Raw genomic sequence first — 24,178 nt, 5'->3', positions numbered from 1 at the left:
CATGAGCGCGAAACTGCCGAGCCTGAGCGAGGTCGGCACGGACCTGCTGGCCGTGTCGCGGTGGCGCACCCGGGTCGCGCTCGTGCGGCCGTACGCGATGATCGGGGTCTTCGCGGTGGTCGCGTGGGCCGGCTGGTGGTGGCTGACGCCGCTGGTGGTGTTCGGGGTGTTCGTGTCCGTGGTGACCGTGACCCACGACGTGGTGCACCGGGCCCTGGGCCTGACCGCGCGGCAGACCGAGTGGGCGCTGTTCTTCACCGGCCTCGTGCTGCTGGAGAGCGGGCACGCGTACCGGTCCACCCACCTGCAGCACCACCGGCTGTTCCCCAGCGACGAGGACCCCGAGGGCTACCCGGCGAACCTGTCGCTGCTCGGGGCCGTCCTGTACGGACCGGTGTTCCTGGCCCGGCTGTGGTGGTGGTCGTGGCGGCGCGCCCGTGGCGACCGGGGGCTGCGGACCTGGCTGCTGGCCGAGGCGGCGATGCCCGTCGCCGCGCTGGCCGGGGGAGCGCTGCTGTGGCCGGTGACCCCGGCGCTGCTGGCGTACGCGGTGATGGCGATCGTCGGCAGCTGGGTCTACCCGCTGCTCACCGTCTACCTGCCGCACCACGACTACGGCGACGAGCCGCTGACGCAGACGCGTACGCTGCGCGGGAGGGTCATCCCCGCGATCTTCCTCGAGCTGACCTACCACCTGGAGCACCACCTGTACCCGCAGATCCCCAGCCACCGCCTGCCCGAGCTGGCCCGCCGCCTCGACCCGCACCTGTCCGCGGCGGGCGTGCGCCCGGTCCGGGTCATCTGATGCCGCCACGCGCCGACACCCGGGCGCGGGTGCTGCACGCGGCCGTCCGCACCCTCGCCGACGAGGGCTACGGCCGCTGCACCGCCCGCGCCATCGCCAGGACCGGCGGGTTCGCGCCCGGCGTCATCTACTACCACTTCACCGACATGGACGACCTGTTCGTCGCCACGTCGCAGTTCACCAGCGAGGCCCGGCTGGCCCGCTACCGGGCCGAACTCGACGGCGTCAGCACCGCCGCGGACACCCTGGCCCGGCTGCGCCACCTTTACGAGGAGGACGGCGCGGCCGGGCACATCGCCGCGGTGCAGGAGCTGGTCGCCGCCGCGAACGCCAACGCCCGGCTGGCCGAGCAGGTCAAGGTGCAGACCGCGGTGTGGCAGGACTTCGCGGCCGGGGTCATCGAGCGCCTGCTCGCGGGCACGCCGCTGGCCGAGCTGATCCCGGTGCGCGAGGTCGCCACCGCGGCGGTCGCCCTCTACCTCGGCATGGAGATGCTGTCCCACCTGGACGCCCACCGGCTCGGCCCGGACGCTCTGTTCGACGCCGCGGAACGCTTCGCCCCGCTGGTCGACGCGTGGCGACTCAGCCTGGCCGAACCGGACGGATCGGCCTGACCTGCGGGGTACGGTGCACCTTGGCGGGACAAAACATCTGAAAGCGCTCCTAACCCGCCGGGCCGGAGGTGACCCGATGAGCCTTGTCGTGCGGGGCGCGCTGTGGATCGGGCTGTTCCTCGGCGTCACCATCGCGCCACTGGTGTTCGCGGTGATCGGCGCGCCGGGTCCGGGCCGCGGCTTCGCGACCGAGTTCTCCGCCGCGCTCGGCTTCGTCGGGCTCGCCCTGATGGGCCTGGAGTTCGCGCTCGTCGCCCGGTTCCGGGCGGTCGCGGCCCCGTTCGGCACCGACGCGCTGGTGCAGTTCCATCGCGAGATGGGTCTGGTCGGCCTCGTCTTCGTGCTGGTGCACGTGGCGATCTCGGCACCGTGGGACCTGGTCGTTCGGCCGTTCGCCGAGGACACGCCCGCGCGGGTCCGCTGGGCGCTGCTGTCGACGCTCGCGCTGCTCGTACTCGTCGCGTCGTCGCTGTGGCGCAGGCGACTGCGGCTGTCGTACGAGGCGTGGCACGCGCTGCACGCGGTGCTCGCCGTCGTCGTCATCGTGGCCGCGCTGATGCACGCGCTGCTCGTCGACCACTACCTGAACACCGCATGGAAACGCGCGCTGTGGATCCTCATGTCGGCGGCGTTCGTCACCCTGCTGGTATGGGTGCGGGTCGGCAAACCGCTCACGCAGCTCCGCCGCCCGTGGACCGTCGAGCGGGTCACCCCGGAGCGAGGCCGCACGACGACGCTCACGCTGCGCGCCGACGGCCACCCCGGGTTCCGGTTCGCGCCTGGCCAGTACGCGTGGTTCGCGCTCGGCCGCTCGCCGTTCTCGCTGACCAAGCACCCGTTCTCGCTGTCGTCGAGCGGCGAGGCGGCCGGCACGGTCGACGTGAGCATCAAGGCGCTCGGCGACTTCACCGCGACCGTCGCCGGTCTCGACGTCGGCACCAGGGCCTACCTCGACGGCCCGCATGGGGTCTTCAGCCCCGACCTGTACGAGGGGCCGGGCTTCTGCCTGATCGCGGGCGGCGTCGGCGTCACCCCGATGGTCAGCATCCTGCGTACCTTCGCCGACCGCGGCGACCGGCGACCGGTCCTCGCCGTGATCGCCAACCGGAGCTGGGACGAGGTCACCTTCCGGGAGGAGCTCGACCGGCTCGCGGCCCGGCCCGACGTGAGCGTGGTGCACACCCTGGACGAGCCGCCGCCCGGCTGGACCGGCGAGACCGGCCACGTCACCGCGGACCTGCTGCGCCGCCACCTGCCGGCCGGTCACCGACGCTGGCAGTACTTCGTGTGCGGAGCCGATCCGATGATGGACGCGGTGCAGGACGCGCTCGTCGCCCTCGGCGCGGCTCCCGCCCGCATCCACACCGAACGCTTCAACTGGGTCTGAGCGGGGGTCGGCGATGCGTCATGCTCTGGTGACCCGGCTCGTCCTGGCGCTCGCGCTGGTGCTGCTGGCGGCCAGTGCGCTCTTCGCCGCCGCGCAGGCCTGACCCGGCTGCCGCAACCACCGGGCACCCGCCGGGAGATGATCTGTGGCGACCGGTAACCCGAGCGCGGCAGGCGGACATTCCCAGGCATGGAACCAGACAACGCGGCCGCCGGAGAGCGCTTCGAAGAGCTGTTCGACGCCCATTTCGCGGAGCTGACGCGTTTCGCCACTCGTCGGGTGGGCCCCGACGCGGCCGGGGACGTCGTCGCCGGCACGTTCCTCGTCGCATGGCGGCGCTTCGCCGAGGTGCCTGCCGAACACCCCCGGGCCTGGCTGTACGCCACCGCACGGCACGTGATCGCCAACGAGCTGCGGGCCCGCGCCCGCCGGGAGCGGCTGTCCGCGAAGGCGGCCGTCGACGCCGACGCCGTCGTGGACGACCACGCCGGGCAGGTCGGCGAGCACCTGCGGGTGCGCGCCGTGCTGGCCGGGCTGTCCGAGGCCGATCAGGAGGTCCTGCGCCTGACCGAGTGGGAGGGCCTGGACGTGGCCGAGGTCGCCGTCGTGCTGGGTTGCAGCCGGACCGCGGTGAAGGTGCGCCTGCACCGGGCCCGGAAACGGTTCGCGGCCCGGCTGCTGGCCACCGAGGAACCCGGTGCCCGTGCGACATCCCGCCCGTCCATGCCGTCGATCGTCGCCGAAGGGAGCACCAGCTCATGAACGACCGCAGCAGCACCGCCCTGGCCCGGCTGAGGGCCGCCGACCCGGCCCCGCCCGCACCGGACCCGCACGACCCGTACGCCCGCGCCATGCTCGACCGGGTGCTGGCCACCGAGGACAACCCGCCCGCCCGGCCGCGACCGGCCCGCCGCCGTCTCGCGACGGCCCTGGCCGGGACCGCCGTGTTCGCGGCCGCCGGGGTGCTGGCAGTGGCCGCGCCCTGGGCCTCGCCCGCGTACTCGGTCGGGGTGAACGCGGACGGGTCGGTGGTGGTGAGTTTCCGAGCCGACGAGCTGACGGACCCGGCGAAGCTGAACGCCGAGCTGGCGCAGGCCGGGGCGCGCACCGTGGTGATGGGCATGGTGCCCGCCGACCAGTGCGCCGGCCAGCCGGCGGTCGACGCGGCGTACGAGTTCCCGCTGCCGGGCACCCCGGAGCACGCCACGTCCCCGGTCGACTACCAGCTGCGCGACGAGGGCGTCTACGTCGTCATCCGGCCGCAGCACATTCCGGCCGCGGATCAGCTGGTCATCGGCTACGCCATCGACGAGCAGGCGCACAGCACGATGGTGCGCCCGTGGGTCGTCGTGACCGTGCCGCAGTGCCTGGCCCGCCCGACGCCACCGGGTGGAACCGCGAACTGACGGTCGGCCGCAGTGACCCCGTGCTGCGCGACGGAGCGCTACACCGCGCTCGCGGGGCGGGCCGCGACCGTGGCGATGGTCTCGATGCTGGCCGCCAGCGCGCTGGCCGCCCCGGCGTACGCCCTCGGCGGGTTCGGGCTGATCGCCGCGGGCAGCGTGCTGGCCTGCCTGGGCAGTGCGGCGGCGGCGGTGCCGAGCCTGAGCGCCCTCGACGAGTACGGGCCGCTGCTGGTCCGTGACCTGGGCGTGGCGACGGCCGGGGTGCCCCTGGTCATCGCGGCGCTGATCGCGGCGATGGCGCTGGGCAGCGCGCTGACCGAGGCGCGGCTGCAGCACACGATGAGCGGGCACACCCGGGCCACCGTGCTGTCGGTGTCGGGGTTCGGCGCTGAGCTGGGGGCAGCTGCCCGGCGACGGCGCGCCGGAGGTCGCCGCCGGGCCGGCTTGAGCGGAGCCGCCGTCGCGCTTGCCCGCGTCCGGGACATCGATCTGCGTCGCTTGTGGTGGCCCTATGTGTCCGTTAAGCTCCGAACGGGAGTCTTTGCCACGCTGCGCGTGGACGCCGGTCGCGTACAGGGCAGACGCGTTCCTCCACCGGCTGACGACAAGGCGGTGCCGACGGCGATGCGCCGTCGCGCAGCCGACCCCTCGATCCCGGTCCATGATGTCGTCGAGGCCTGTGCCCGCGATGTCCTGTTCGTCAACGGAGGCCCCATGAGAACCTCGAGACGCCGCCTGGCGGTCCTGCTGACCGCCACCACCGTCCTGGTCGCGGCCGGCGCCGTGACCGCCATCAGCGCGCAGGCCGCCGCGGGCTGCCGCGTCACGTACGCGATCTCCAGCCAGTGGCAGGGCGGCTTCGGCGCGAACGTCACCCTCACCAATCTCGGCGACCCGGTCAGCAGCTGGCAGGTCGGCTGGACCTTCGGGGCCGGGCAGGCCGTCACCCAGCTGTGGAACGGCAGCCACACCCAGTCGGGCAGCCAGGTCACCGTGCGCAACGCGCCCTACAACGGGGCGCTGGCGACCGGCGCGAGCACCGCGTTCGGCTTCAACGGCAGCTGGACAAGCAGCAACCCGATTCCGGCCGCGTTCACCATGAACGGCGTCACCTGCACGGGCACGACCACGCCGACGTCGCCCCCACCCGCGGACACGCAGCCGCCGACGGTGCCCGGCAACGCCCGGATCAGCAACCTGACCTGCAACTCGGTCACCTTCGCCTGGAACGCCTCGACGGACGACGTGGGCGTCGCGTTCTACGACGTCTACCACGACGGGCAGCAGATGACGTCGGTCGGCGGCGGCACGCCGTCGGTGAACCTGACCGTCGTGCCGGGAGCGACCTGGGGCCTGTACGTCAACGCGCGCGACGCCGCCGGCAACGTGTCGCAGGCCAGCTCGACGGTGACGATCACGCCGCCGCAGTGCCAGACCGACACCACACCGCCCACCGCCGCGACCCAGCTCGCCGGGTCCGCGTCCGGCACCACCGTCACGCTGCAGTGGACGGCCGCGACCGACGACATCGGCGTACGGGCCTACGACGTGTACCGCGGCGGGGCGGTCGTCGGCACGGTCAGCGGCAACCCGCCGGCGACCACGTTCATCGACAGCGGGCTCGCCGCGAACACCACCTACCAGTACCAGGTCAGGGCCCGTGACGCGGCGGGCAACACCGGCCCGGCGAGCAACACCGCGACGGTGGCCACCACCGGCGGCTGCACGGTCTGCGCGGTCACCCAGGTGGCGACCGACACCGACATCCCGTGGGGCCTGACCACGCTGCCCGGCGGGTCGATCGTGTACTCCCGCCGCGACGCCCACGACATCATCCGGCTCGACCCGGCCACGGGCGTGAAGACGACCCTGGGCACCGTGCCGAACGTGCAGAGCACCGACGGCGAGGGCGGCCTGCTGGGCATCGCGGTCGCGCCGAGCTACGCCACCGACGGCTGGCTGTACGTCATGCACACCTCGCCGACCGACAACCGCGTCGTGCGGATCCGGGTGGTGAACGACCGGCTCGACACCTCCACGCTCGCGGTGCTGGTCAGCGGTATGGCGCGCAACAAGTACCACGACGGCGGGCGGCTGCGCTTCGGGCCGGACGGCAAGCTCTACGCCTCCTCCGGCGACGCGCAGAACGGGTCCTGGGCGCAGGACCGCAACCGGCTCGAAGGCAAGATCCTGCGGCTCAACCCCGACGGCACCGTGCCCGCCGACAACCCGTTCGGCAACCTGGTCTGGAGCTACGGGCACCGCAACCCGCAGGGGCTGGCGTTCGACGCGCAGGGCAGGTTGTGGGAGCAGGAGTTCGGCAACACGGTCATGGACGAGACGAACCTGATCGAGCGGGGCGGCAACTACGGCTGGCCGAACTGCGAAGGCACCACGGGGACCTGCGGCACGGCCGGTCTCATCGCGCCCAAACGCACCTATCCCACCTCGGAGGGCTCGTGCAGCGGCCTCACCGTCGTCCGTGACGCGGTGTACGTGGCCTGCCTGCGCGGCACGCGCCTGTACCGGGCGGTGATCAGCGGCACGAGCCTGACGAACGTGCAGTCGTACTTCGTCGGCACGTACGGGCGGCTGCGCACGGTCGAGCCGTCGCCGAGCGGCGGCATCTGGCTGACCACGTCGAACACCGGCGACAAGGACAGCGTGCCGAACAACAGCAACGAGCGCATCCTGCACGTGGCGCTGGGCTGACCCGGGCCACGCCGGAAGTGGTGTCTCGGCGCGCGTTCACATCATCTTTGCTGTGCCCACAGCAAAGATGATGTGAACGCCGCCGCGGAAACCTGTCCGCGCACCGATGGGATCTTCGATCACCGTCCATCGACGATTCGCCGCGTGGCCATATGCGTGGACCGCCGTTGCGCCTAACATCTGCATCCATCTATCGACACGGATGCAGGGAGAGCACTCATGCTCGACAGGTTCAGGATCACCGGGCGATCCCTGGTGGTGGCTGTGCTGACGGCCGCGCTCACGGCCGCCGGGCTCGCCGTCCCCACAGCGGCCGGCGCGGCGGTGACCAGGGCGCAACTCGCGCTGCGCTGGGCGCCGATCCACTACCAGGACGTCGACGCCACCGGCAGCCACGCGCTGAGCGGGAAGTCCGACTACATCACGAAGGTCGACTTCGACGGCGACCTCAACGGCCGCAACAACTGGGACCGCACCGGCCAGGCGGGGGTCTCGCTGGCCGCGCACGCCTACTACTCCGTCGTGGAGACCGGCACCCACTGGTACCTGACCTACCTGTTCTTCCACCCGCGTGACTGGACCGACCACCCGTTCTTCGAGACCGAGCACGAGAACGACGGCGAGGGCGTGCTGCTGGTCGTCGAGCGCGACGGCTCCGACTACGGCGTGCTGCGCGCGGCTGTCACGGTCGCGCACACCGACTTCTTCTCGTACACCCCGTCGGGCAGCACCTGGTCCAGCGGCCGGGAGAGCGTCGACGGCACCCTGCAGCTGCAGTCCTCGCCGCACGACGGCTTCCAGCACCCGGTCACCGCGCAGGAGGCCAAGGGCCACGGGCTGAAGGCGTACCCGCAGTACAGCATCAACGGGGACGGCATCGTGTACTACCCGTCCACGGTCGCCGAGACGCCGAGCAGCGGCGACGACCGCGACGTGCGATACCAGCTGATCGACATCTTCGCGGCGGGCGGGCTGTGGGCGCAGCGGGCCAACAGCAGCCTGTTCGCGAGCGCGGGCACGTTCGCCGGGGACGACTCCGGCGACTGCGGCGACGGCACCTACGACTGCACCACCAACTCGGCCAACGCGCCGTGGGGCTGGGACGACGGCAACGACCTGCCGGGCCGCGGCCAGCTCGCGACGGACCCGGCGAAGGTCGCCGTGGAGTACTTCACCATCCCCGGCACGCTGTCCCGCACCTACACGTCCAACCTGTACCAGGGCTGAGTTGGGAAGGGCACCTTCTACATCGCATTGCGATGTGCCGGGCTGCTGCTCGTCTCGCTGACGCGAGCCGACGGTGCCCTTCCTTTCAGTTGGGCAGGATGCCGTCGAGGAAGCGGGGGAGGGCGTAGTCGAGGACGGCGTCGAGGGCCAGGTCGAAGTCGGGGATCTCGGCGATGCGGGCGACCATCGGGAAGCGGCCGGAGCCGATCAGGTCGTCGAAGGCCCGGCCCTGGCGTTCCATCCACTCGTCGCTGGTCATCCCGGTGTGCTGGGCCGCCTGCGCCTCGGTGGCGAAGCCCATGGCCAGGCCCCGGACGAACGCGAACACGGCCAGGTGGATGTGCATCATCTCGGTCACGGACAGGCCGAGCGGGGCCAGGGCGGCGAGCGCGAACTCGGTGTACCTGATGCCGTGCGGCGCGAACTCCGGCCGGGTGATCGACATCGCGGGAGCGAGCCAGTGATGGCGGCGGAAGATGCCCCACAGCTGGCGGTTGACCAGGATGAGCTGCGCGTGCACACCCTTGGGGGGTACGGCGGGCAGCGGCGCCTCGGCGAACGCAGCGTCGATCATCAGCCGGACCAGGTCGTCCTTGCCGCGGACGAAGCGGTAGAGGCTCATCGTGGCCAGCCCGAACTCGGTGGCCAGCCGGCGCATGGACACCGCCTCCAGGCCCTCGGCGTCGGCGAGCGCCAGCGCGTGGCGGACCAGCTGCTCGCGGGTCGGTTCGGCGGCGGCCGGGCGCGGCCGGCGTTCCCGCCGCGCGGGTTCGGCGGGTTCGGCGCGGTCGGCGACCACGGTGCCGACCCCGCGTACCGCCTCGACCAGGCCTTCGGCGCGAAGCGTGGCCAGCACTTTGGTAGCGGTGGCGATCGCCACGCCCCACTCGGCGGTGATCTGGCGGGCCGACGGGATCCGGTCGCCGGGGCGCAGCTGCCCGCCGTCGATCTGGGCCCGGATCTGCCCGACGATCTGCCGGAACGGCGCTTCGGTGCTCACGCGTACTAGTACACCAGATCCGTCCCGACGGGCGCTCATCGCGCCCACCTCGTCCGGTGTACTAGGCGGCGTACTAGTACACTGATTGCCTTGTTGCAGCTCAAGTCCTCACCTCTTTACGGTGTTCTCAACGACGCGTACAGCGTACACAGACACTGGGGAGAGACCGATGAGGAAGAACACCGTACTGATCTCAGGCGCGAGCATCGCCGGGCCGGCGCTGGCGTACTGGCTGCACCGGCACGGCTTCGCGGTGACCGTGGTGGAACGCGCGCCCGCCATCCGGCCCGGCGGGCACGCCGTCGACATCCGGGGCGTGGCCAAGGACGTCTGCGCGCGGATGGGCATCATGCCCGCGATCACCCGCGCCCGGGTGCACGAGGAGGGCTTCGCCTGGGTCGACGCGACCGGCCGGCGCACCTCGGCGATGCCCGCGACGCTGGCCGGCGGCGAGGGCATCGTCGCCGAGTACGAGATCCTGCGCGGCGACCTCGCCGACATCCTCTACGACCTGACCAAGGACGACGTCGAGTACCGCTTCGGCGACCGGATCACCGCGCTGGCCGACGGCGCGGACGGGGTGAAGGTCGAGTTCCGCGGCGGCCGCACCGAGGTCTACGACCTGGTCGTCGGCGCGGACGGGGTGCACTCCGGGGTGCGCGCGCTGGCCTTCGGGCCGGAGGAGCGGTTCATCAAGCAGCTCGGCGCGTACACCGCGTACTTCACCATGCCCGCGCAGCCCGACCTCGACCCGCACTGGTTCCTCATGCACGGCGTGCCCGGCGGGCGCTGCGCGGGCATCCGGCCGGAGAACGAGCACACCGCCAAGGCCATGCTGACCTTCCGCTCGGCGGGCCACGCCGTCGACCCGCGCGACGTGCAGGCGCAGAAGCGGCTGCTGGCACAGGTGTACGCGGGCGACGGCTGGCGCGTGCCGGCCATGCTCGACGCGATGTGGGACGCCCCCGACTTCTACTTCGACGTCGTCGGCCAGGTCCACATGCCGCACTGGACCAGTGGGCGGGTCGCGCTGCTCGGCGACGCGGGCTACTGCGCCTCGCCGATCAGCGGCCTCGGCACCAGCCTGTCCCTGGTCGGCGCATACGTGCTGGCCGGCGAGCTGGCCGCGGCCGGCGGCGAGCACGTGCCCGCGTTCGCCGCGTACGAGGAGCAGCTGCGCGGTTATGTCGAGCAGTGCCAGAAGCTGCCGCCCGGCGGGGTCAACGGCATGCTGCCGATGTCGGCGGCCGCGATCCGGCTGCGCGACGTCAGCACCCGGGTGATGACCCGCCGCCCGTTCTCGCGCCTGCTGCAGATCCAGGCCGGCAAGGCCGACGCGATCACTCTGAAGGCCTACTGACACCCGTCGTCCCGGGAGCCGCCTGCACGGCTCCCGGGACGACGGCGTTCGGTGAGGACACGGCCCAGGCTCAGGTCAGCGCGGCTCTCCGCCGGAGACGCTGCTGCCCCGCGATCCGCCGGCCGTCCCGTGGCGGGACCTGATCGCCTTCTGCAGGTCCGCCAGCTGCCGGGACAGCCGGACGAGCTCCGCGATGAGGTGCCTACCCCGCTGACGCAGGACGGCGAAGTCGCCGTCGAAGTCGGCCGGATCGGCCGTGCCGGCCCGCCGTGGCGTGTTGTTCCAGTTCGGCTTGTCGGCCCAGCTCATCTCGTGCTCCTCTCCATCGGATCGCACCTACCCCGTCCCGGCAGTCCGAAACAGCCTGTTTCTGTGTGAGTGGGCAAACGCTCGGTGACGACGGTCAGGCCGCGGGGGGTCCGAGCACGAGCGGGCCGCGCAGCGGGGTGGCCAGGCTCGCGTCGGCGATGACCGTCCCGTCGGGACGCAGCGTCAGCACACCGTCGTCGAACTTGGCCAGCAGCTCGTCGGCCGTCGCCCAGACCGCCGTGTACGGGAACGGCTTCGCCTCGCCGGTGGCGGTGTCGATCAGCTGCATGTCCTCCTCCTTGATCTGGTCGGGGCGGGCGACGACCCGGCTGCCGTCCGGCGACCAGGCGAACGGGCTCTGCGGCATCGCCTTGACCGGCAGCGACCGGGTCGGCTTGCCCGTCCGGGCGTCGAACAGCTGCAGGCTCCGCACGAGTTCGGCCGCCTCGCCCTGGGAGCGGTCCGCGAGCGGCATCGCGACCTCCTTGCCGTCCCGGGTGAAGACGAACGAGCAGGAGCTGCACTCGTACTTGGTGCGGTCGATCCAGTGCTCGGCGACCTTGCCGGTCGTCACGTCGAGCACGGCGAAACCGATCGCGAACGGGTCCTTGCGGTTGATCGTGGCGACGAGCCGGTTGCCGTCGGGCGACCAGGGGTCGAGTCCGCGGCTGAAGCCGAGCATCATGGACCGCTCCACCGTGAGCGTCTTGCCGCCGGCGATCATGACGACGTTCAGCTTGCCGCCGCCGATCGCGTGCCGCCGGCCGGTGGGGTCGAGCACGGCCTCCTTCGGCAGGTTCGCCGCCACGTACGCGTTGCGGGCCCGGTCGAGCAGCCGGTCGCCGGCGGCGATGACCTGCCAGCCGCCCGCCAGCCGCTGCGGTGTCTCGCCGAGGGTCGCCCGCGACGGCGCGACCGAGGGCGCGGGGTTGGGCCCGGCCGACGGCGTCATAGCGCCGGGCGGCGGAGAGCCGCAGCCCGCCAGCACGGCCACCAGCACCGAGAGCAGCCCTCCGGTGATCGTCGTGCGCCGGTGCTGCCCTGGTCGCCTGTTCATGTGCTCGCCTCCGCTATCGGGGTGCGCTGCACCCGTGGCTCCGATGGGGACGCGGCAATCGCCATGATGCGACCGCCCCCGTGTCGCGGGACAGGATAAGGCGCATCCGCGCCGCCGCGCAGTCCGTCCAAACGGCGCCGGCGGGGCTCGACGGCCTACGCACGTCGACGTTGGCCTATCTCAACGAAAATTCCACAGCCGTAGTCGACGGGATAGGCCAACGTCGATCATGCCGGGCCGGGTCGCGCGTCAGCGGCGGTCGTACAGGAAGCCGCGCAGGGCCTGGCTCAGCCAGGGCATTACCAGGTAGGTCAGGATCGGCGCGAGCAGCATCGGCAGGATCGCGGCGCGCACCACCGGCGGCAGCGGCAGCTCGCTCAGGTGCTCCGCGCCGAGCACCTGGAAGAGCAGCACGCACGGGTACACCCCGAGAAACGACACGATCGTCATCTTCCACCGCGGCGGGGGCAGCACCGGGCGGCCGGGCAGGCTGAACCAGGTCTCCATGCCGGTGGTGGTCTCCCGCGGCTCGGCCTCCTCGGCGATGCCCGCGAGATGGCGCACCACCACCTGGCGTTCCGGCGAGGTCAGCCACCGGCTCAGGTCCCGGCCGTTGCGGAAGCGCAGCACGCAGTGGTAGACCGCCTTGTCGCCCGGTGCGGTGTGCTGCGGGCGCAGCCAGGTCACGCCCTGGTGGCCGGGAAAGCGCGAGGACGCCGCGTTGACCTCCTCCAGCCAGCGTTCGAAGTCGGGCTCCCGGCCGGGCATGACCGCCCAGGTGAACAGCACCGAGACGGGTTCGTCGTCGGGTACGGGAGCGGGTTCGGTCACGCGCGGCCCTCGGCTACAGCAGGTCTTCGACGGTGATGGGCAGCTTGTGGTGCCGGCGGCCGGTGGCGTGCCAGATCGCGTTGGCGATCGCGGCGGCGGTGCCGACCATGCCGACCTCGCCGACGCCCTTGACGCCCAGCGGGTTCACCACGGTGTCCGTGGTCTCGATCGTCTCGATCAGCACGTCGGGCGCGTCGGCGTTGACCGGGACCAGGTACTCGCCGAGGCTGGCGTTGGCCCAGCGGCCGTCCGGGCCCATGATCGTGCCCTCCAGCAGGGCGTGGCTCATGCCCCACAGCATGCCGCCCATCAGCTGGCTGTGCGCGGTCTTGCGGTTGAGCACCCGGCCCGGGTCGAACACACCGATCAGCTGCCGTACCCGGCACAGGCCGAGCTCGGGGTCGACGGCCACCTGCGCGAACTGCGCGCCGAACGTCATCGAGGCGGCACGGGTCTCCATGCCGGGCGGGTTCCACGTGCCCAGCGCCTCCGCGTCGGCCATGAACGAGCGCTGCAGCAGCTCGGCGTACGTCTCACCGGTGCCGGGGCGGTCGCGCAGCGCCATCCGGCCGTCGCCGACCACGACCTGCCTCGGGTCGGCGCCGTGCAGCGGCGAGCGCTCGTCGGCGACGGCCTGGGCTATCAGCTGGTCGCGCAGCGCGGTCGCGGCGATGTGCACGGCGGCGCTGACCATGCCGGCGCCCGCCGAGCCGACGGCGGCGGCGGTGTTGGGCAGGTCGCTGTCGCCGTACTGGACGCGTACCCGCTCCAGCGGCAGGCCCAGGCCGTCGGCGGCGACCTGGGTCATCGCGGTCGCCGAGCCGGTGCCGAAGTCGGCGAAGCTGGACTGCACCACCGCACTGCCGTCGGCGAAGATCCGGGCACGGGCCCGCTGCGGCCCGCCGGGTGGCGTCACCGGGTACGCGGAGCTGGCCATGCCCCAGCCGAGCAGCCAGTTCCCGTCCCGCACGGTGCCGGGCCGCGGGTCGCGTTCGGACCAGCGGGCCAGCTCCGCGCCGCGCCGGTAGCAGTCGCGCAGGCCCTTGCTGGACCAGGGGTGCCCGGTCGTCGGCTCGTTCTCGGCGTAGTTGCGCAGCCGCAGTTCCAGGGGGTCGAGGTCGAGCTTCTCGGCCAGCTCGTCCATGGCCGTCTCCATGACGAACATGCCCGACGCCTCACCCGGGCAGCGGGTGAACGTCGGCGTCATCGTGTTCGCTTTGATCAGGTGGTAGACGCCCTCGTAGTTCGGGCAGGCGTACATCTGCGACGCCACACCCAGCGACGGCTCGGCCCAGTCGTCGAAGTGCGAGGTGGGGGACAGCTTGTGGTGGCGGATCGCGGTCAGCCGCCCGTCGCGGTCGGCGCCCAGCGTCAGCCGCTGCTCCTGCTCCTCGCGGTGCCCGACGGAGCTGAACATCTGCTCGCGGGACAGCGCCAGGCGCACCGGCCGGTGCACGGCCCGCGCGGCGAGCGCGGCCAGCGCGGGATGGTCCCAGATCATCGCCTTGCAGCCGAAGCTGCCGCCGACGTGGTTGGTGACCACCCGGATGTGCGAGGGCATCACGTTGAGCAGCTCGGCGACGGTGTGCAGGGTCGCGTTGGGACCCTGGGTTCCGTCGTACAGGGTGAGCCGGTCGCCCTCCCACACCGCCGTGGTCGCCGAGCACTCGATCGGGTTGTGGTGGTTGGCCGCGCAGTGGTACGTGTTCTCCACGGTCACCTGCGCGCGGTCGAGGGCCGCCGCCGCGTCCCCGCGGGTCGTCCGGCCGGGCATGAAGCCGGCGAAGATCTTCTCCGGCTCGTATGCCCGGTCGCGTCCCTGCTCGACGGTGGTGATCGAGGCCGTCTCCTGGTAGGTCACCCGCACCAGCCGGGCCGCGTGCTCGGCCTGGTCGAGGGTCTCGGCGACGACCATGGCCAGGTGCTGCCCGGCGTAGTGGATGACCTCGTCCTGCATCGGGAAGAACGTCTGCCCGGACGCGGGCCCGCCGAACAGCGACGGCAGCAGCGGCGGCACCGAGCCGCCCTTGGGCAGGTTCAGGTGGTGCAGCACGGCGAGCACACCCTCGGCCCGCTCGGCGTCGTAGGTGTCGAGCAGCTCCACCCGGCCGCTGGGCACCCGGGAGGTGACCAGCACGGCGTGCGCCAGGCCGGGCAGCGCGATCTCGGCCGAGTAGCGGCCCGCGCCGGTGACCTTCGCGGGCCCGTCGACCCGGTCCAGCGGACGCCCGATCGCGGTGCTCATACGGCTCCTCCTCGCGCGGTGAGGGTCTCCAGCGCCCGGACGATCGTGCGCCGCGCCAGCTCGATCTTGAAGGCGTTCATGGTCTGCGGCACCGCGTCGGCCAGCTCCGCCTCCGCGGCCCGCGTGAACGTCTCCCGGGTCGCGGGCGCGCCGCGCAGCACGTGCTCGGCCTTGCGGGCCCGCCACGGCTTGGTGGCCACCCCGCCCAGCGCCAGCCGCACCTCGCTCACCGTGCCGTCGGTGACCGTGAGCGCGCAGGCCGCCGAGGCGAGCGCGAACTCGTACGACTCCCGGTCGCGGACCTTCAGGTAGAGCGAGTTGCGGGCGGCCGGCAGCGCCGGGACCTCGATCGCGGTGATCAGGTCGCCGTGGTTGAGCGGGTGCTCGCGCTCGGGGGTGTCCCCGGGCAGCAGGAAGAAGTCGTCGATCGCGACGGCGTGGTGGCCGCCGCTGTTCTGATAGTGGATCATCGCGTCGAGCGCGACCAGCGCCACCGCGGCATCGGACGGGTGGGTGGCGATGCAGTGCGGGCTGGTGCCCAGCACGGCGTGCCCGCGGTTGACCCCGGCGATCGCGCTGCACCCGGTGCCCGGCTCGCGCTTGTTGCAGATCGCCTCGGCGTCGCGGAAGTACGAGCAGCGCACCCGCTGCAGCATGTTGCCGCCCATCGAGGCCATGTTGCGCAGCTGCGCCGACGCGCCCAGCAGCAGCGCCTCGGACAGCATCGGGAAGCGGTCCACCACGACCGGGGCCAGCGCGACGTCGTTCATCCGGGCCAGGCCGCCCAGGCGCACCGCGCCGTCGGGCTGCACCTCGATGTGGTCGATCGGCAGGTCGTTGATGTCGACCAGGCGCTGCGACGGCTCGGCGTAGATGCGCAGCATGTCGACCTTCGTGGTGCCGCCGGCCAGGTACGCGCTGGTCGGGTCGGCGGCGACGGTGGCGATGGCGGTCGCCACGTCCGTCACGCGCGAGTAGCTAACCGGTCGCACGGCCGACTCCTCCCACGCCGTCGCGCACGTCGCGGATCGCCGTGCGGATGTTCGGGTACGCCGCGCAGCGGCAGATGTTGCCGCTCATCCACTCGCTGATCTCGGCGTCGGAGCCGGCGTGCCCCTCGGCCAGCAGCGCCACCGCTGACATGATCTGCCCCGGGGTGCAGTAGCCGCACTGGAACGCGTCCTCGGACAGGAACGCCTTCTGCATGGCGTGCAGGCTGCCGTTCTCGGTCATGCCCTCGATGGTCGTGACCTCCCTGCCCTCGCAGGCGATGGCCAGGGTCAGGCAGGCCACCACGCGCCGCTTGTCGACCCACACCGTGCACGCGCCGCATGCGCCCTGGTTGCAGCCTTTCTTGGCGCCGGTCAGGTTCATGTGGTCGCGCAGGCAGTCCAGCAGGCTGACCCGCGGCTCGATGCGCACCACGTGGGTGGCGCCGTTGACGTTGAGCACCACGTCGACCCGGCCCGGTCCCTGCACGGCGTCCGGCAGATGGGAAGCCACCATCGCTCCTCCTCTTCCCGCACTTCAGGCCACGCTATAGCAGCCAGGCGGGCAGATCAGGGCGAATGCGCATAGTTCGGCCGCCCGGCGGCGGTCCCGGTCACTCGCGCCGAGCTCGGCGGCTGAGCTGCGAAGACGTGTCGGGAAAGCGGACAATATGCCTGCACGGCGGCTCGCGGCGCGCGAGGATCGGCACATGACGGTGACAGAGCGACCGGGCGCCGGGCACACCGCCGGTGTGACGCATCTGCGTGACGACGATCTGAGCAGGCTCGACGCCTGGTGGCGGGCGGCCAACTACCTGACCGTGGGCCAGATCTACCTGATGGCCAACCCGCTGCTGCGCGAGCCGCTGCGCCCCGAGCACATCAAGCCCCGGCTGCTCGGCCACTGGGGGACCAGCCCGGGCCTGAACATGCTGTGGGCGCACCTCAACCGGACCATCACCAACCGGGACCTCGACGCGATCTTCATCTGCGGACCGGGCCACGGCGGCCCCGCGATCGTGGCGAACACCTGGCTCGAAGGCACCTACAGCGAGCTCTACCCGAGCGTGGACCGCAGCGAGTTCGGCATGGGACGGCTGTTCCGCCAGTTCTCGTTCCCCGGCGGCATCCCCAGCCACGTGGCCGCGGAGGTGCCCGGCTCGATCCACGAGGGCGGCGAGCTGGGCTACTCCCTGATGCACGCGTACGGCGCGGCGCTGGACAACCCCGGGCTGCTCGTCGCCTGCGTGATCGGCGACGGCGAGGCCGAGACCGGGCCGCTGGCGTGCAGCTGGCTGGCCAACACGTTCCTCAACCCGGTCAGCGACGGCGCGGTGCTGCCGATCCTGCACCTCAACGGATACAAGATCGCCAACCCGACGGTGCTGGCCCGCATCCCCGAGGCCGACCTGATGTCGATGCTGCACGGGTTCGGCTACCACCCGATCCTGGTGTCCGGCAGCGACCCGGTGCGGGTGCACCACGAGCTGGCGTACGCCCTCGACCTCGCCCTCGACGAGATCGCCGCCATCCAGTCCCAGGCCCGCCAGGGCGCCGACGGGCAGCGGCCGCGCTGGCCGATGATCGTGCTGCGCACCCCGAAGGGCTGGACCGGCCCGAGGATCGTCGACGGCGTGCCCGTCGAGGGCACCTTCCGGGCGCACCAGGTGCCGCTGTCCGGCGTGCGGGACAACCCCGCGCACCTGGCCGCGCTGGAGCAGTGGATGCGCTCGTACCGGCCGGAGGAGCTGTTCGACGCGACCGGCGCGCCGATGGGCTTCCTCGCGCCGCTGGCCCCGCGCGGCTCGCGGCGGATGAGCGCCAACCCGCACACCAACGGCGGCCTGCTGCTGCGCGACCTGGTCCTGCCCGACATCCGCGGGTACGCCGTCGACGTGCCCCAGCCCGGCGTCCCGCAGGCCGAGGCGACCCGCGTGCTCGGCGTCTGGCTGCGCGACGTGATCCGGTCCAACCCCGACCGGTTCCGGCTGTTCGGCCCCGACGAGGTCAACTCCAACCGGCTCGGCGCGGTGTTCGAGGTGACCGACCGCGAGTTCGACGCGCGCATCTTCGACGGCGACGACCACCTCGCCCCGACCGGCCGGGTCATCGAGGTGCTGTCCGAGCACCTGTGCCAGGGCCTGCTGGAGGGCTACCTGCTCACCGGCCGGCACGGCCTGCTGACCAGCTACGAGGCGTTCATCCACGTCGTCGACTCGATGGTCAACCAGCATGCGAAGTGGCTGAAGGTGACCCGCGGCATCGAGTGGCGGCGGCCCGTCGCGTCGCTGACCTACCTGCTGTCCAGCCACGTCTGGCGGCAGGACCACAACGGCTTCTCGCACCAGGACCCGGGCTTCATCGACCACATGGTCAACAAGAAGGCCGAGATCACCCGGATCTACCTGCCGCCGGACGCGAACACGCTGCTGTCCACGATGGACCACTGCCTGCGCAGCCGCGACTACGTCAACGTCGTGGTGGCCGGAAAGCAGCCGCAGGCGTCCTGGCTGAACATGACCGACGCGGCCCTGCACTGCCGGCGCGGCCTGGGCATCTGGGCCTGGGCCGGCAACGACGCCGGGGGCGTGCCGGACGTGGTGATGGCCTGCGCCGGCGACGTGCCGACGCTGGAGACCATGGCCGCCGTCGACCTGCTCCAGCGCTACCTGCCGACGCTGCGGGTGCGCGTGGTCAACGTGGTCGACCTGATGCGGCTGCAGCCCGACACCGAGCACCCGCACGGCCTGCCCGACCCGCAGTTCGACGCCATCTTCACCACCGACCGGCCGGTCGTGTTCGCCTACCACGGCTACCCGAGCCTCATCCACCGGCTCACCTACAAACGCGCCAACCACCGCAACATGCACGTGCGCGGGTACAAGGAGGAGGGCACCACCACCACCCCGTTCGACATGGTGATGCTCAACGACCTGGACCGGTTCCGGCTCGTCATCGACGTCATCGACCGGGTGCCGGGGCTCGGCGTCACCGCGGCCGGGCTGCGCCAGTACATGACCGACGCCCGCCAGCGCGCCCGCGACCACACCCGCGCCTACGGCCAGGACGCCCCCGACATCACCGACTGGACCTGGCCGGGGCGGGCCTGAGCCGATGAACAGCCTCGACGCGGGCGCCGGTCCGGCGATGAACACCGAGGACGGCGGCGCCCGCCCCGTCGTGGTCGGCGTCGACGGCTCGGCGTCGTCGCTGACCGCGGTGCGCCTCGCCACCCGCGAAGCCGCCTGGCGCCACCTGCCGCTGCGTATCGTGCACGCCTTCATCTGGCCGCTCATGCACGTCAAGATGGGCCCGTCCGAAGCCGGTCCGCACGAGGGCGGCCTGCGCCACGACGCCGAACGCCTGCTCGCCGAAGCCGCCGCCGCCGCGGCCCAGACCGACCCGTCCGTGTCCGTGCTCACCGACCTGGTCACCGGCGCGCCGTCGCCGGTGCTGCTGCGCGCCGCCCGCGACGCCGAGCTGCTCGTCATCGGCGACCGCGGCCTCGGCGGCTTCACCGGCCTGCTGGTCGGCTCGGTGGCGGTGCAGTGCACCGCGCACGGGCGCACCCCGGTGCTGGTCGTGCGCGGCGAGGAGCGCGACAGCGGGCCCGTCGTCGTCGGCGCGGACGGCTCACCCGACTCGGCCCCGACCGTCGAGGCCGCGTTCGCCCAGGCCGAGATGCGCAAGACAGAACTGACGGCGGTGCACACCTGGACCCGCGCCAGCGGGCACGCCCACGGCGAGCACCACGACCACAAGCACGACAGCGCCACGGTCGCCGAGGAGGAGGGCCACCAGTTGGAGGAGGCCCTGGCCGAGCAGCGCAAGAACCATCCCGACGTGCTGGTGCGCGAGCACCTGCTGCGCGGCAAGCCGGCCAAGGTGCTGGTGGACCTCAGCAAGCAGGCCCAGCTCGTGGTGGTCGGCGCGCACGGCCGCGGCGGCTTCACCGGCCTGCTGCTCGGCTCGGTCAGCCACCAGGTCCTGCACCATGCCCACTGCCCGGTCCTGGTCGTCCCCCGCGGCGGCGGCTGACGCCCGCTTGACGCGTCGCTGACCGTCCTCGATCATCCGATTTGCTACGGCGCGGCGTGCAGCGGCTCGTCGGCGTCGTCCGGCTCCTCCGGTCGGCGGCGGCGTCCTTCCGGGGTGCGCAGAAACGCGGTGTCGAACGGGCGTCCACCGACGTGGGCGGCCAGCAGAACCGGTTCCGGGTACACTGTCCGCAGCTCCGGCCCGACGATCTCGTTCCAGTGGTGCATGCAGACCAGCGGCCGGTCAGGCCTGGACGCGTAGACGAGGGTCATCGGCCAGCGCGGGTTGCCGCCCCCGAAGACCACCGACGGCGGACCGAACGTGCCTTCCGCGTCCGACACCGTCCGGTCGGCCGCGCACCACTCCGGCAGCCGGGACAGCAGCGCGCCGTGCTCGGCCCTGGTCAGCCGCCGGTCGACGTCCAGCCAGCCGACGCGGTGGGCGAACTCGGCGTACAGCGACGCCATCGCGTCGTCGGGCCGAGGGCTCTCCGGGAGCACCAGCTTGGCCGTGCCGAGCGCGCCCGTGGGCAGGAACATCCAGCGTTCGCGCAGATCCGCGAGTTCGCGTCGCCAGTCGGCATCGAGCCCGTCGGCGTATGCGAGCGCGTCGAGGAGCACGTACAGGGCGGCTTCGCCGCCGAACATGCCCGGCCGGCGCAGCGCCGCGTTGACCTGGAGGTGCAAGCGCGCGCGGATCTCCTCGGCAGATCTGGTCATGAACCGACTCGATCACAGGCGTGGTCCCACCCGCGCCGCGGGGTGACCAGCGGCCAGGGTGTATGGCGGTCGCGAGGTCGAGCACGCAGGAGAATCCCGGCCGGGATCGGCGCCGTCCCGCTGCTGTCCGAGGGCCTCAGCACCGCCGACGAACCCGGCCCGCGTGAGCAGAACGGTCTGGGGGCCGACGGCGAAACTGCCAGCGGTGGGTGACCACGGTCAGCGCATTTGCTCTGCACCCATTGCCTTGCTCTGCACCCATTGCCTTGCTCTGCACCCGCCGGCGCAACAGTGCACGCGGTTCTGCAGCCGCCGACGGTTTACGGCACTTGCGGAGTTGCGCCCGTGGGTGCAGAGCAAGCTTTTGGGTGCAGAGCAAATGCGGTCGGGACCATGACGTCACGGCCGTGCGGGTACGCCGCCGGCGTCGTCATTCCAGATCATGAGGCTTCCGGTGGCCATGTCGTACACGCCGACCTGAGCCGCCCGGTAGCGTTCCCATCCTTGGAGTTCCTCGCCGACCGCGTTCAGGCGGCAGTGCTCCTCCCGGGTGACGACACATGCCTGCGCACTCCTGAGAATTTCCCCGGTGCGATGAGGCTCCTGCAGCATCGCCCGGCGAAGGGCGAGTCGGGGGGTGACGTGCTCGTGGTTGACGTGCCTGTGCCAGCCCGGACCGAGGCTGAGCGCACCGGAGCTGCGGAAGCGGGTGCGCCATTTGCCGTCGCGCTCGGTCCATTTCCAGATCGCGATGCTGAGTAGCTCGTCGCGATGGGCGGGAAGGAGCGTCTCGGCCCGGAGTGCGAACTCCGCGATGGCGAGTGCGCTGGCGAACACGGCGTCGGCGCCTGGGCGTGGTGCCCACGGCTGGTGCAGTCCCGAAATGCTTGCCATCCGTGTGACCCACCTCTCGCGCCCAGCCGCCGCGGCGCTCTGATCACCGTGCACACGGGCGGTGAGCGACGATATCGCTGTCGGAACCGACGTGCGACACCCAGGAGGTGGCAGGCAGTCAGCGTCGCACCCGGGCGGCGACTGCCGGGTCGAGCACGTCAGTGGCGTCCCAGCCGGGATCGTCGCCGTCCCGGTCGACGACCGCCCCGAGGAATGCCTCCTCCACCGGGCGCAGCCCCTCGACCAGCGCCGCGAACGGGTACGCTGCGGTGAACCGCGCCGCCGTGCGACCGACCAGCAGCACCGACAGCACCGATCCGTCGTCGGACGGCAGGCCCGGATAGACGTCGCCGCCCCAGTACAGGACCGGGACCTCGGCGCCGCCGTCGGCGAACCGTCCCGCCCCGGCGAGCATGAGCAGGTCGGTCTGCGCGCCGTAGTGGTCGGCGTGGTAGTCGTACAGGTAGATCTCCAGCGCGTCCCGGTGGTGGCGGGCGAGTGTGAAACCGGCGGCGGCCCGTGCCGTGAGCAGCTCCAGCGGGGTGCGGGTCCGGTTCGCGCGGTAGGTCGCTACCGCGGCCGGTGAGTCCGCGATCGCGGTCAGCTCCCAGTCGGGTGTCACATCATCAGCCGCCCAGCCGCGCCACATCTGGTCCGGGTTCGCGAGAACGCCGAGGTCCGGCAGTGGCGTGGACAGCCACGTGTCGAAGCCGTCGCGCGACATCGGCATCCGGGTCGCGAGCATGTAGGACCGGCCGCCCACCGGGCACCTCCGTCGTCGTAGGACCGCCCGACCGTAGCCGATCATGTCCGGGTCCCGGCGGCGGGGTTTCGCGGCGAGGTGCCATGCGGTAAAAGTGACCATGGCCGACAGACCACGATGGATTCCGCAGGCGCCCGGTGTGGTGACGTTGCGGGCGTACGACCGCGGCTGGCTGCGCGGGGACGTGCTGGCCGGGGCGACGGTCGCGGCGTACCTCATCCCGCAGGTGATGGCGTACTCCGGCCTGGCCGGCCTGCCGCCCGTGGCCGGTCTCTGGGCGGCCCTGCCCGCGCTGGCGCTGTACGCCCTGCTCGGCTCGTCGCGGCAGCTGTCGGTCGGGCCCGAGTCCACCACCGCGCTGATGACCGCCACCGTCATCGCCCCGCTCGCGGCGGGCGACCCCGGCCGGTACGCGGCCCTGGCGGCGGGCCTCGCGGTCATCGTCGGCCTGCTGTGCCTGGTCTGCTGGGCGATCCGGCTCGGTTTCGTGGCCGACCTGCTGTCCAAGCCGATCCTCGTCGGCTACATGGCGGGCGTCGCCATCATCATGATCATCGGTCAGCTGGAGCGGCTGACCGGTGTCCCGGTCGACGGCGGCACGCTGCTCGGCGAGGTGTGGGCGTTCATCAAGGGCATGGGTCAGATCCACCTGGCCACGGTCGTGCTCGGCGCGCTCGTGCTGGCCTTCCTCTACGTGGTGCAGCGGCAGTTCCCGAAGCTGCCCGGCCCGCTGCTGGCGGTGCTGCTGGCCACCGGGGTGACCGCGCTGTTCGGCCTGCAGGACTACGGCATCGAGACCATCGGGAAGATCCCGTCCGGGCTGCCGCCGCTGGCGTGGCCGGACCTGACCGACTTCGCCGACCTGCTGCTGCCCGCGGTGGGCGTGATGCTGGTCGGTTACACCGACAACATGCTCACCGCCCGTGCGTTCGCCGCGCGGCACCGCCAGGAGGTCGACGCCGACCAGGAACTGCTCGCGCTCGGCGTGGCCAACCTCGGGTCGGGTGTGCTGCGCGGGTTCCCGGTAAGCAGCAGCGGCAGCCGCACCGCGCTGGCCGACGCGGCGGGCGCGCGCAGCCAGGTGTACTCGCTGACCGCGCTGGTGCTGGTGATCTGCACGCTGCTGTTCGCCAGTCCGGTGCTGTCGGCGTTCCCGACCGCGGCCCTGGGCGCGATCATCGTGTACGCCGCGCTGCGCCTGATCGACCTGCCCGGTTTCCGCAAGCTGGCCGCGTTCCGGCGCAGCGAGCTGCTGCTGGCGCTGGCCGCGTTCGCCGGGGTGCTGCTGTTCGACATCCTCTACGGCGTGCTGGCGGCGGTGGCGCTGTCGGTCGCCGAGATGCTGGCCCGGGTCGCCCGCCCGCATGACGCGGTGCTGGGCATCGTGCCCGGGGTGGCCGGCATGCACGACGTCGACGACTATCCGCAGGCGCGCACCGTGCCCGGTCTGATGATCTACCGGTACGACTCGCCGCTGTTCTTCGCCAACGCCCAGGACCTGCGGCGGCGGGCGCTGGCCGCGGTCGGCCAGGCCCCGGACGTCAAGTGGTTCGTGCTGAACGCCGAGGCGATCGTCGAGGTCGACATCACCGCGATGGAAGCGGTCGAGGAGCTGCGCAACGAGCTGACCCAGCGCGGCATCGTGTTCGGCATGGCGCACGTCAAACAGGAACTGATGGACGAAATGGTGTCATTCGGGCTGGCCGAGGCCGTCGGCCGCGACCGGATCTTCCACACCCTGCCCACCGCGGTCGCCGCATTCCGCGCCGAACACCCGCAGAGCACTGTCTGAGTAACGAAAGTCCTGGTCACGGCGGCTCCC

The 24,178-nt window shown here is 72.1% G+C and carries 21 protein-coding genes; 11 read left to right on the top strand and 10 right to left on the bottom strand.

The window, feature by feature from the left end:
* Nucleotide 1: 1 nt before the first annotated feature.
* The 7 genes from Cco03nite_RS21845 to Cco03nite_RS21815 all read left to right on the top strand — a co-directional run bounded on the left by Cco03nite_RS21845 (nt 2) and on the right by Cco03nite_RS21815 (nt 8,151).
* Nucleotides 2-805 carry a fatty acid desaturase family protein gene (locus tag Cco03nite_RS21845; protein ID WP_203694024.1) on the top strand — a complete coding sequence of 268 codons (804 nt, stop codon included), beginning with the start codon at nt 2-4 and terminating at the stop codon, nt 803-805.
* On the top strand, nt 805-1,419 hold the full coding sequence (locus Cco03nite_RS21840; RefSeq protein WP_203694023.1) for a TetR/AcrR family transcriptional regulator: 615 nt from the start codon (nt 805-807) through the stop codon (nt 1,417-1,419). The genes Cco03nite_RS21845 and Cco03nite_RS21840 overlap by 1 nt, the downstream gene beginning before the upstream one ends.
* Before the next feature lie 76 nt (nt 1,420-1,495).
* Entirely contained in the window at nt 1,496-2,806 is a 1,311-nt protein-coding gene (locus Cco03nite_RS21835) for a ferredoxin reductase family protein (RefSeq protein WP_203694022.1), read from the top strand.
* A gap of 189 nt (nt 2,807-2,995) precedes the next feature.
* Nucleotides 2,996-3,568 (top strand): RNA polymerase sigma factor, encoded by a 573-nt coding sequence (locus Cco03nite_RS21830; RefSeq protein WP_203694021.1) that lies wholly within the window; start codon nt 2,996-2,998, stop codon nt 3,566-3,568.
* On the top strand, nt 3,565-4,212 hold the full coding sequence (locus tag Cco03nite_RS21825; protein ID WP_203694020.1) for a hypothetical protein: 648 nt from the start codon (nt 3,565-3,567) through the stop codon (nt 4,210-4,212). The genes Cco03nite_RS21830 and Cco03nite_RS21825 overlap by 4 nt, the downstream gene beginning before the upstream one ends.
* 12 nt (nt 4,213-4,224) lie before the next feature.
* Nucleotides 4,225-6,924 carry a PQQ-dependent sugar dehydrogenase gene (locus Cco03nite_RS21820; RefSeq protein WP_239167553.1) on the top strand — a complete coding sequence of 900 codons (2,700 nt, stop codon included), beginning with the start codon at nt 4,225-4,227 and terminating at the stop codon, nt 6,922-6,924.
* Nucleotides 6,925-7,143: 219 nt separating this feature from the next.
* The gene (locus Cco03nite_RS21815; RefSeq protein ID WP_239167552.1) at nt 7,144-8,151 is read left to right on the top strand and encodes a hypothetical protein; all 1,008 of its coding nucleotides are present in this window, start codon (nt 7,144-7,146) and stop codon (nt 8,149-8,151) included.
* A gap of 85 nt (nt 8,152-8,236) precedes the next feature.
* Here the strand turns inward: Cco03nite_RS21815 and Cco03nite_RS21810 are convergent, their stop codons facing one another.
* A complete protein-coding gene (locus Cco03nite_RS21810) occupies nt 8,237-9,151 on the bottom strand; it encodes a GntR family transcriptional regulator (RefSeq protein ID WP_203694019.1) in 915 nt (304 codons plus the stop codon).
* A gap of 169 nt (nt 9,152-9,320) precedes the next feature.
* Here Cco03nite_RS21810 and Cco03nite_RS21805 point away from each other — a divergent pair, with 169 nt between their 5' ends.
* Nucleotides 9,321-10,511: an FAD-dependent monooxygenase gene (locus tag Cco03nite_RS21805; RefSeq protein ID WP_203694018.1), complete on the top strand. Its 1,191-nt coding sequence runs from the start codon at nt 9,321-9,323 to the stop codon at nt 10,509-10,511.
* Between the two features lie 75 nt (nt 10,512-10,586).
* Here Cco03nite_RS21805 and Cco03nite_RS21800 read toward each other — a convergent pair whose 3' ends face one another.
* The 6 genes from Cco03nite_RS21800 to Cco03nite_RS21775 all read right to left on the bottom strand — a co-directional run bounded on the left by Cco03nite_RS21800 (nt 10,587) and on the right by Cco03nite_RS21775 (nt 16,459).
* Complete coding sequence (locus Cco03nite_RS21800) at nt 10,587-10,820, bottom strand: hypothetical protein (protein ID WP_203694017.1); 234 nt, start codon at nt 10,818-10,820, stop codon at nt 10,587-10,589.
* A gap of 94 nt (nt 10,821-10,914) precedes the next feature.
* Nucleotides 10,915-11,877, bottom strand: coding sequence for a YncE family protein (locus Cco03nite_RS21795; RefSeq protein WP_203694016.1), 963 nt, complete (start codon nt 11,875-11,877; stop codon nt 10,915-10,917).
* A gap of 249 nt (nt 11,878-12,126) precedes the next feature.
* Nucleotides 12,127-12,708, bottom strand: a complete 582-nt coding sequence (locus Cco03nite_RS21790; RefSeq protein ID WP_203694015.1) for an antibiotic biosynthesis monooxygenase — start codon at nt 12,706-12,708, stop codon at nt 12,127-12,129.
* 13 nt (nt 12,709-12,721) lie between these two features.
* Nucleotides 12,722-14,953, bottom strand: a complete 2,232-nt coding sequence (locus tag Cco03nite_RS21785; protein ID WP_203694014.1) for a xanthine dehydrogenase family protein molybdopterin-binding subunit — start codon at nt 14,951-14,953, stop codon at nt 12,722-12,724.
* Complete coding sequence (locus tag Cco03nite_RS21780) at nt 14,950-15,921, bottom strand: FAD binding domain-containing protein (RefSeq protein ID WP_239167551.1); 972 nt, start codon at nt 15,919-15,921, stop codon at nt 14,950-14,952. Before Cco03nite_RS21780 ends, Cco03nite_RS21785 begins: the two co-directional genes overlap by 4 nt.
* Nucleotides 15,922-15,931: 10 nt before the next feature.
* The gene (locus Cco03nite_RS21775; RefSeq protein ID WP_203694012.1) at nt 15,932-16,459 is read right to left on the bottom strand and encodes a (2Fe-2S)-binding protein; all 528 of its coding nucleotides are present in this window, start codon (nt 16,457-16,459) and stop codon (nt 15,932-15,934) included.
* Between the two features lie 193 nt (nt 16,460-16,652).
* On the opposite strand from Cco03nite_RS21775, the gene Cco03nite_RS21770 reads away from it, so the two are divergent.
* Complete coding sequence (locus tag Cco03nite_RS21770; RefSeq protein WP_203694011.1) at nt 16,653-19,052, top strand: phosphoketolase family protein; 2,400 nt, start codon at nt 16,653-16,655, stop codon at nt 19,050-19,052.
* A 4-nt stretch (nt 19,053-19,056) separates the two neighbouring features.
* The gene (locus Cco03nite_RS21765) at nt 19,057-19,980 is read left to right on the top strand and encodes a universal stress protein (protein ID WP_239167550.1); all 924 of its coding nucleotides are present in this window, start codon (nt 19,057-19,059) and stop codon (nt 19,978-19,980) included.
* A 44-nt stretch (nt 19,981-20,024) separates the two neighbouring features.
* On the opposite strand, the gene Cco03nite_RS21760 is transcribed toward Cco03nite_RS21765, so the two are convergent.
* The 3 genes from Cco03nite_RS21760 to Cco03nite_RS21750 all read right to left on the bottom strand — a co-directional run bounded on the left by Cco03nite_RS21760 (nt 20,025) and on the right by Cco03nite_RS21750 (nt 22,356).
* Nucleotides 20,025-20,699, bottom strand: coding sequence for a hypothetical protein (locus tag Cco03nite_RS21760; RefSeq protein WP_203694010.1), 675 nt, complete (start codon nt 20,697-20,699; stop codon nt 20,025-20,027).
* A 399-nt stretch (nt 20,700-21,098) separates the two neighbouring features.
* Nucleotides 21,099-21,593 carry a hypothetical protein gene (locus Cco03nite_RS21755; RefSeq protein WP_203694009.1) on the bottom strand — a complete coding sequence of 165 codons (495 nt, stop codon included), beginning with the start codon at nt 21,591-21,593 and terminating at the stop codon, nt 21,099-21,101.
* Between the two features lie 118 nt (nt 21,594-21,711).
* On the bottom strand, nt 21,712-22,356 hold the full coding sequence (locus tag Cco03nite_RS21750; protein WP_203694008.1) for a hypothetical protein: 645 nt from the start codon (nt 22,354-22,356) through the stop codon (nt 21,712-21,714).
* A gap of 139 nt (nt 22,357-22,495) precedes the next feature.
* On the opposite strand from Cco03nite_RS21750, the gene Cco03nite_RS21745 reads away from it, so the two are divergent.
* Complete coding sequence (locus tag Cco03nite_RS21745; RefSeq protein WP_203694007.1) at nt 22,496-24,148, top strand: SulP family inorganic anion transporter; 1,653 nt, start codon at nt 22,496-22,498, stop codon at nt 24,146-24,148.
* The last annotated feature ends 30 nt before the right edge of the window (nt 24,149-24,178 follow it).

Origin of the sequence: Catellatospora coxensis, assembly GCF_016862635.1 — a bacterium.
Lineage (GTDB): Bacteria > Actinomycetota > Actinomycetes > Mycobacteriales > Micromonosporaceae > Catellatospora > Catellatospora coxensis.
The sequence above is the reverse complement of the archived record's forward strand: the minus strand, read 5'-3'. Positions and strand labels throughout refer to the sequence as shown.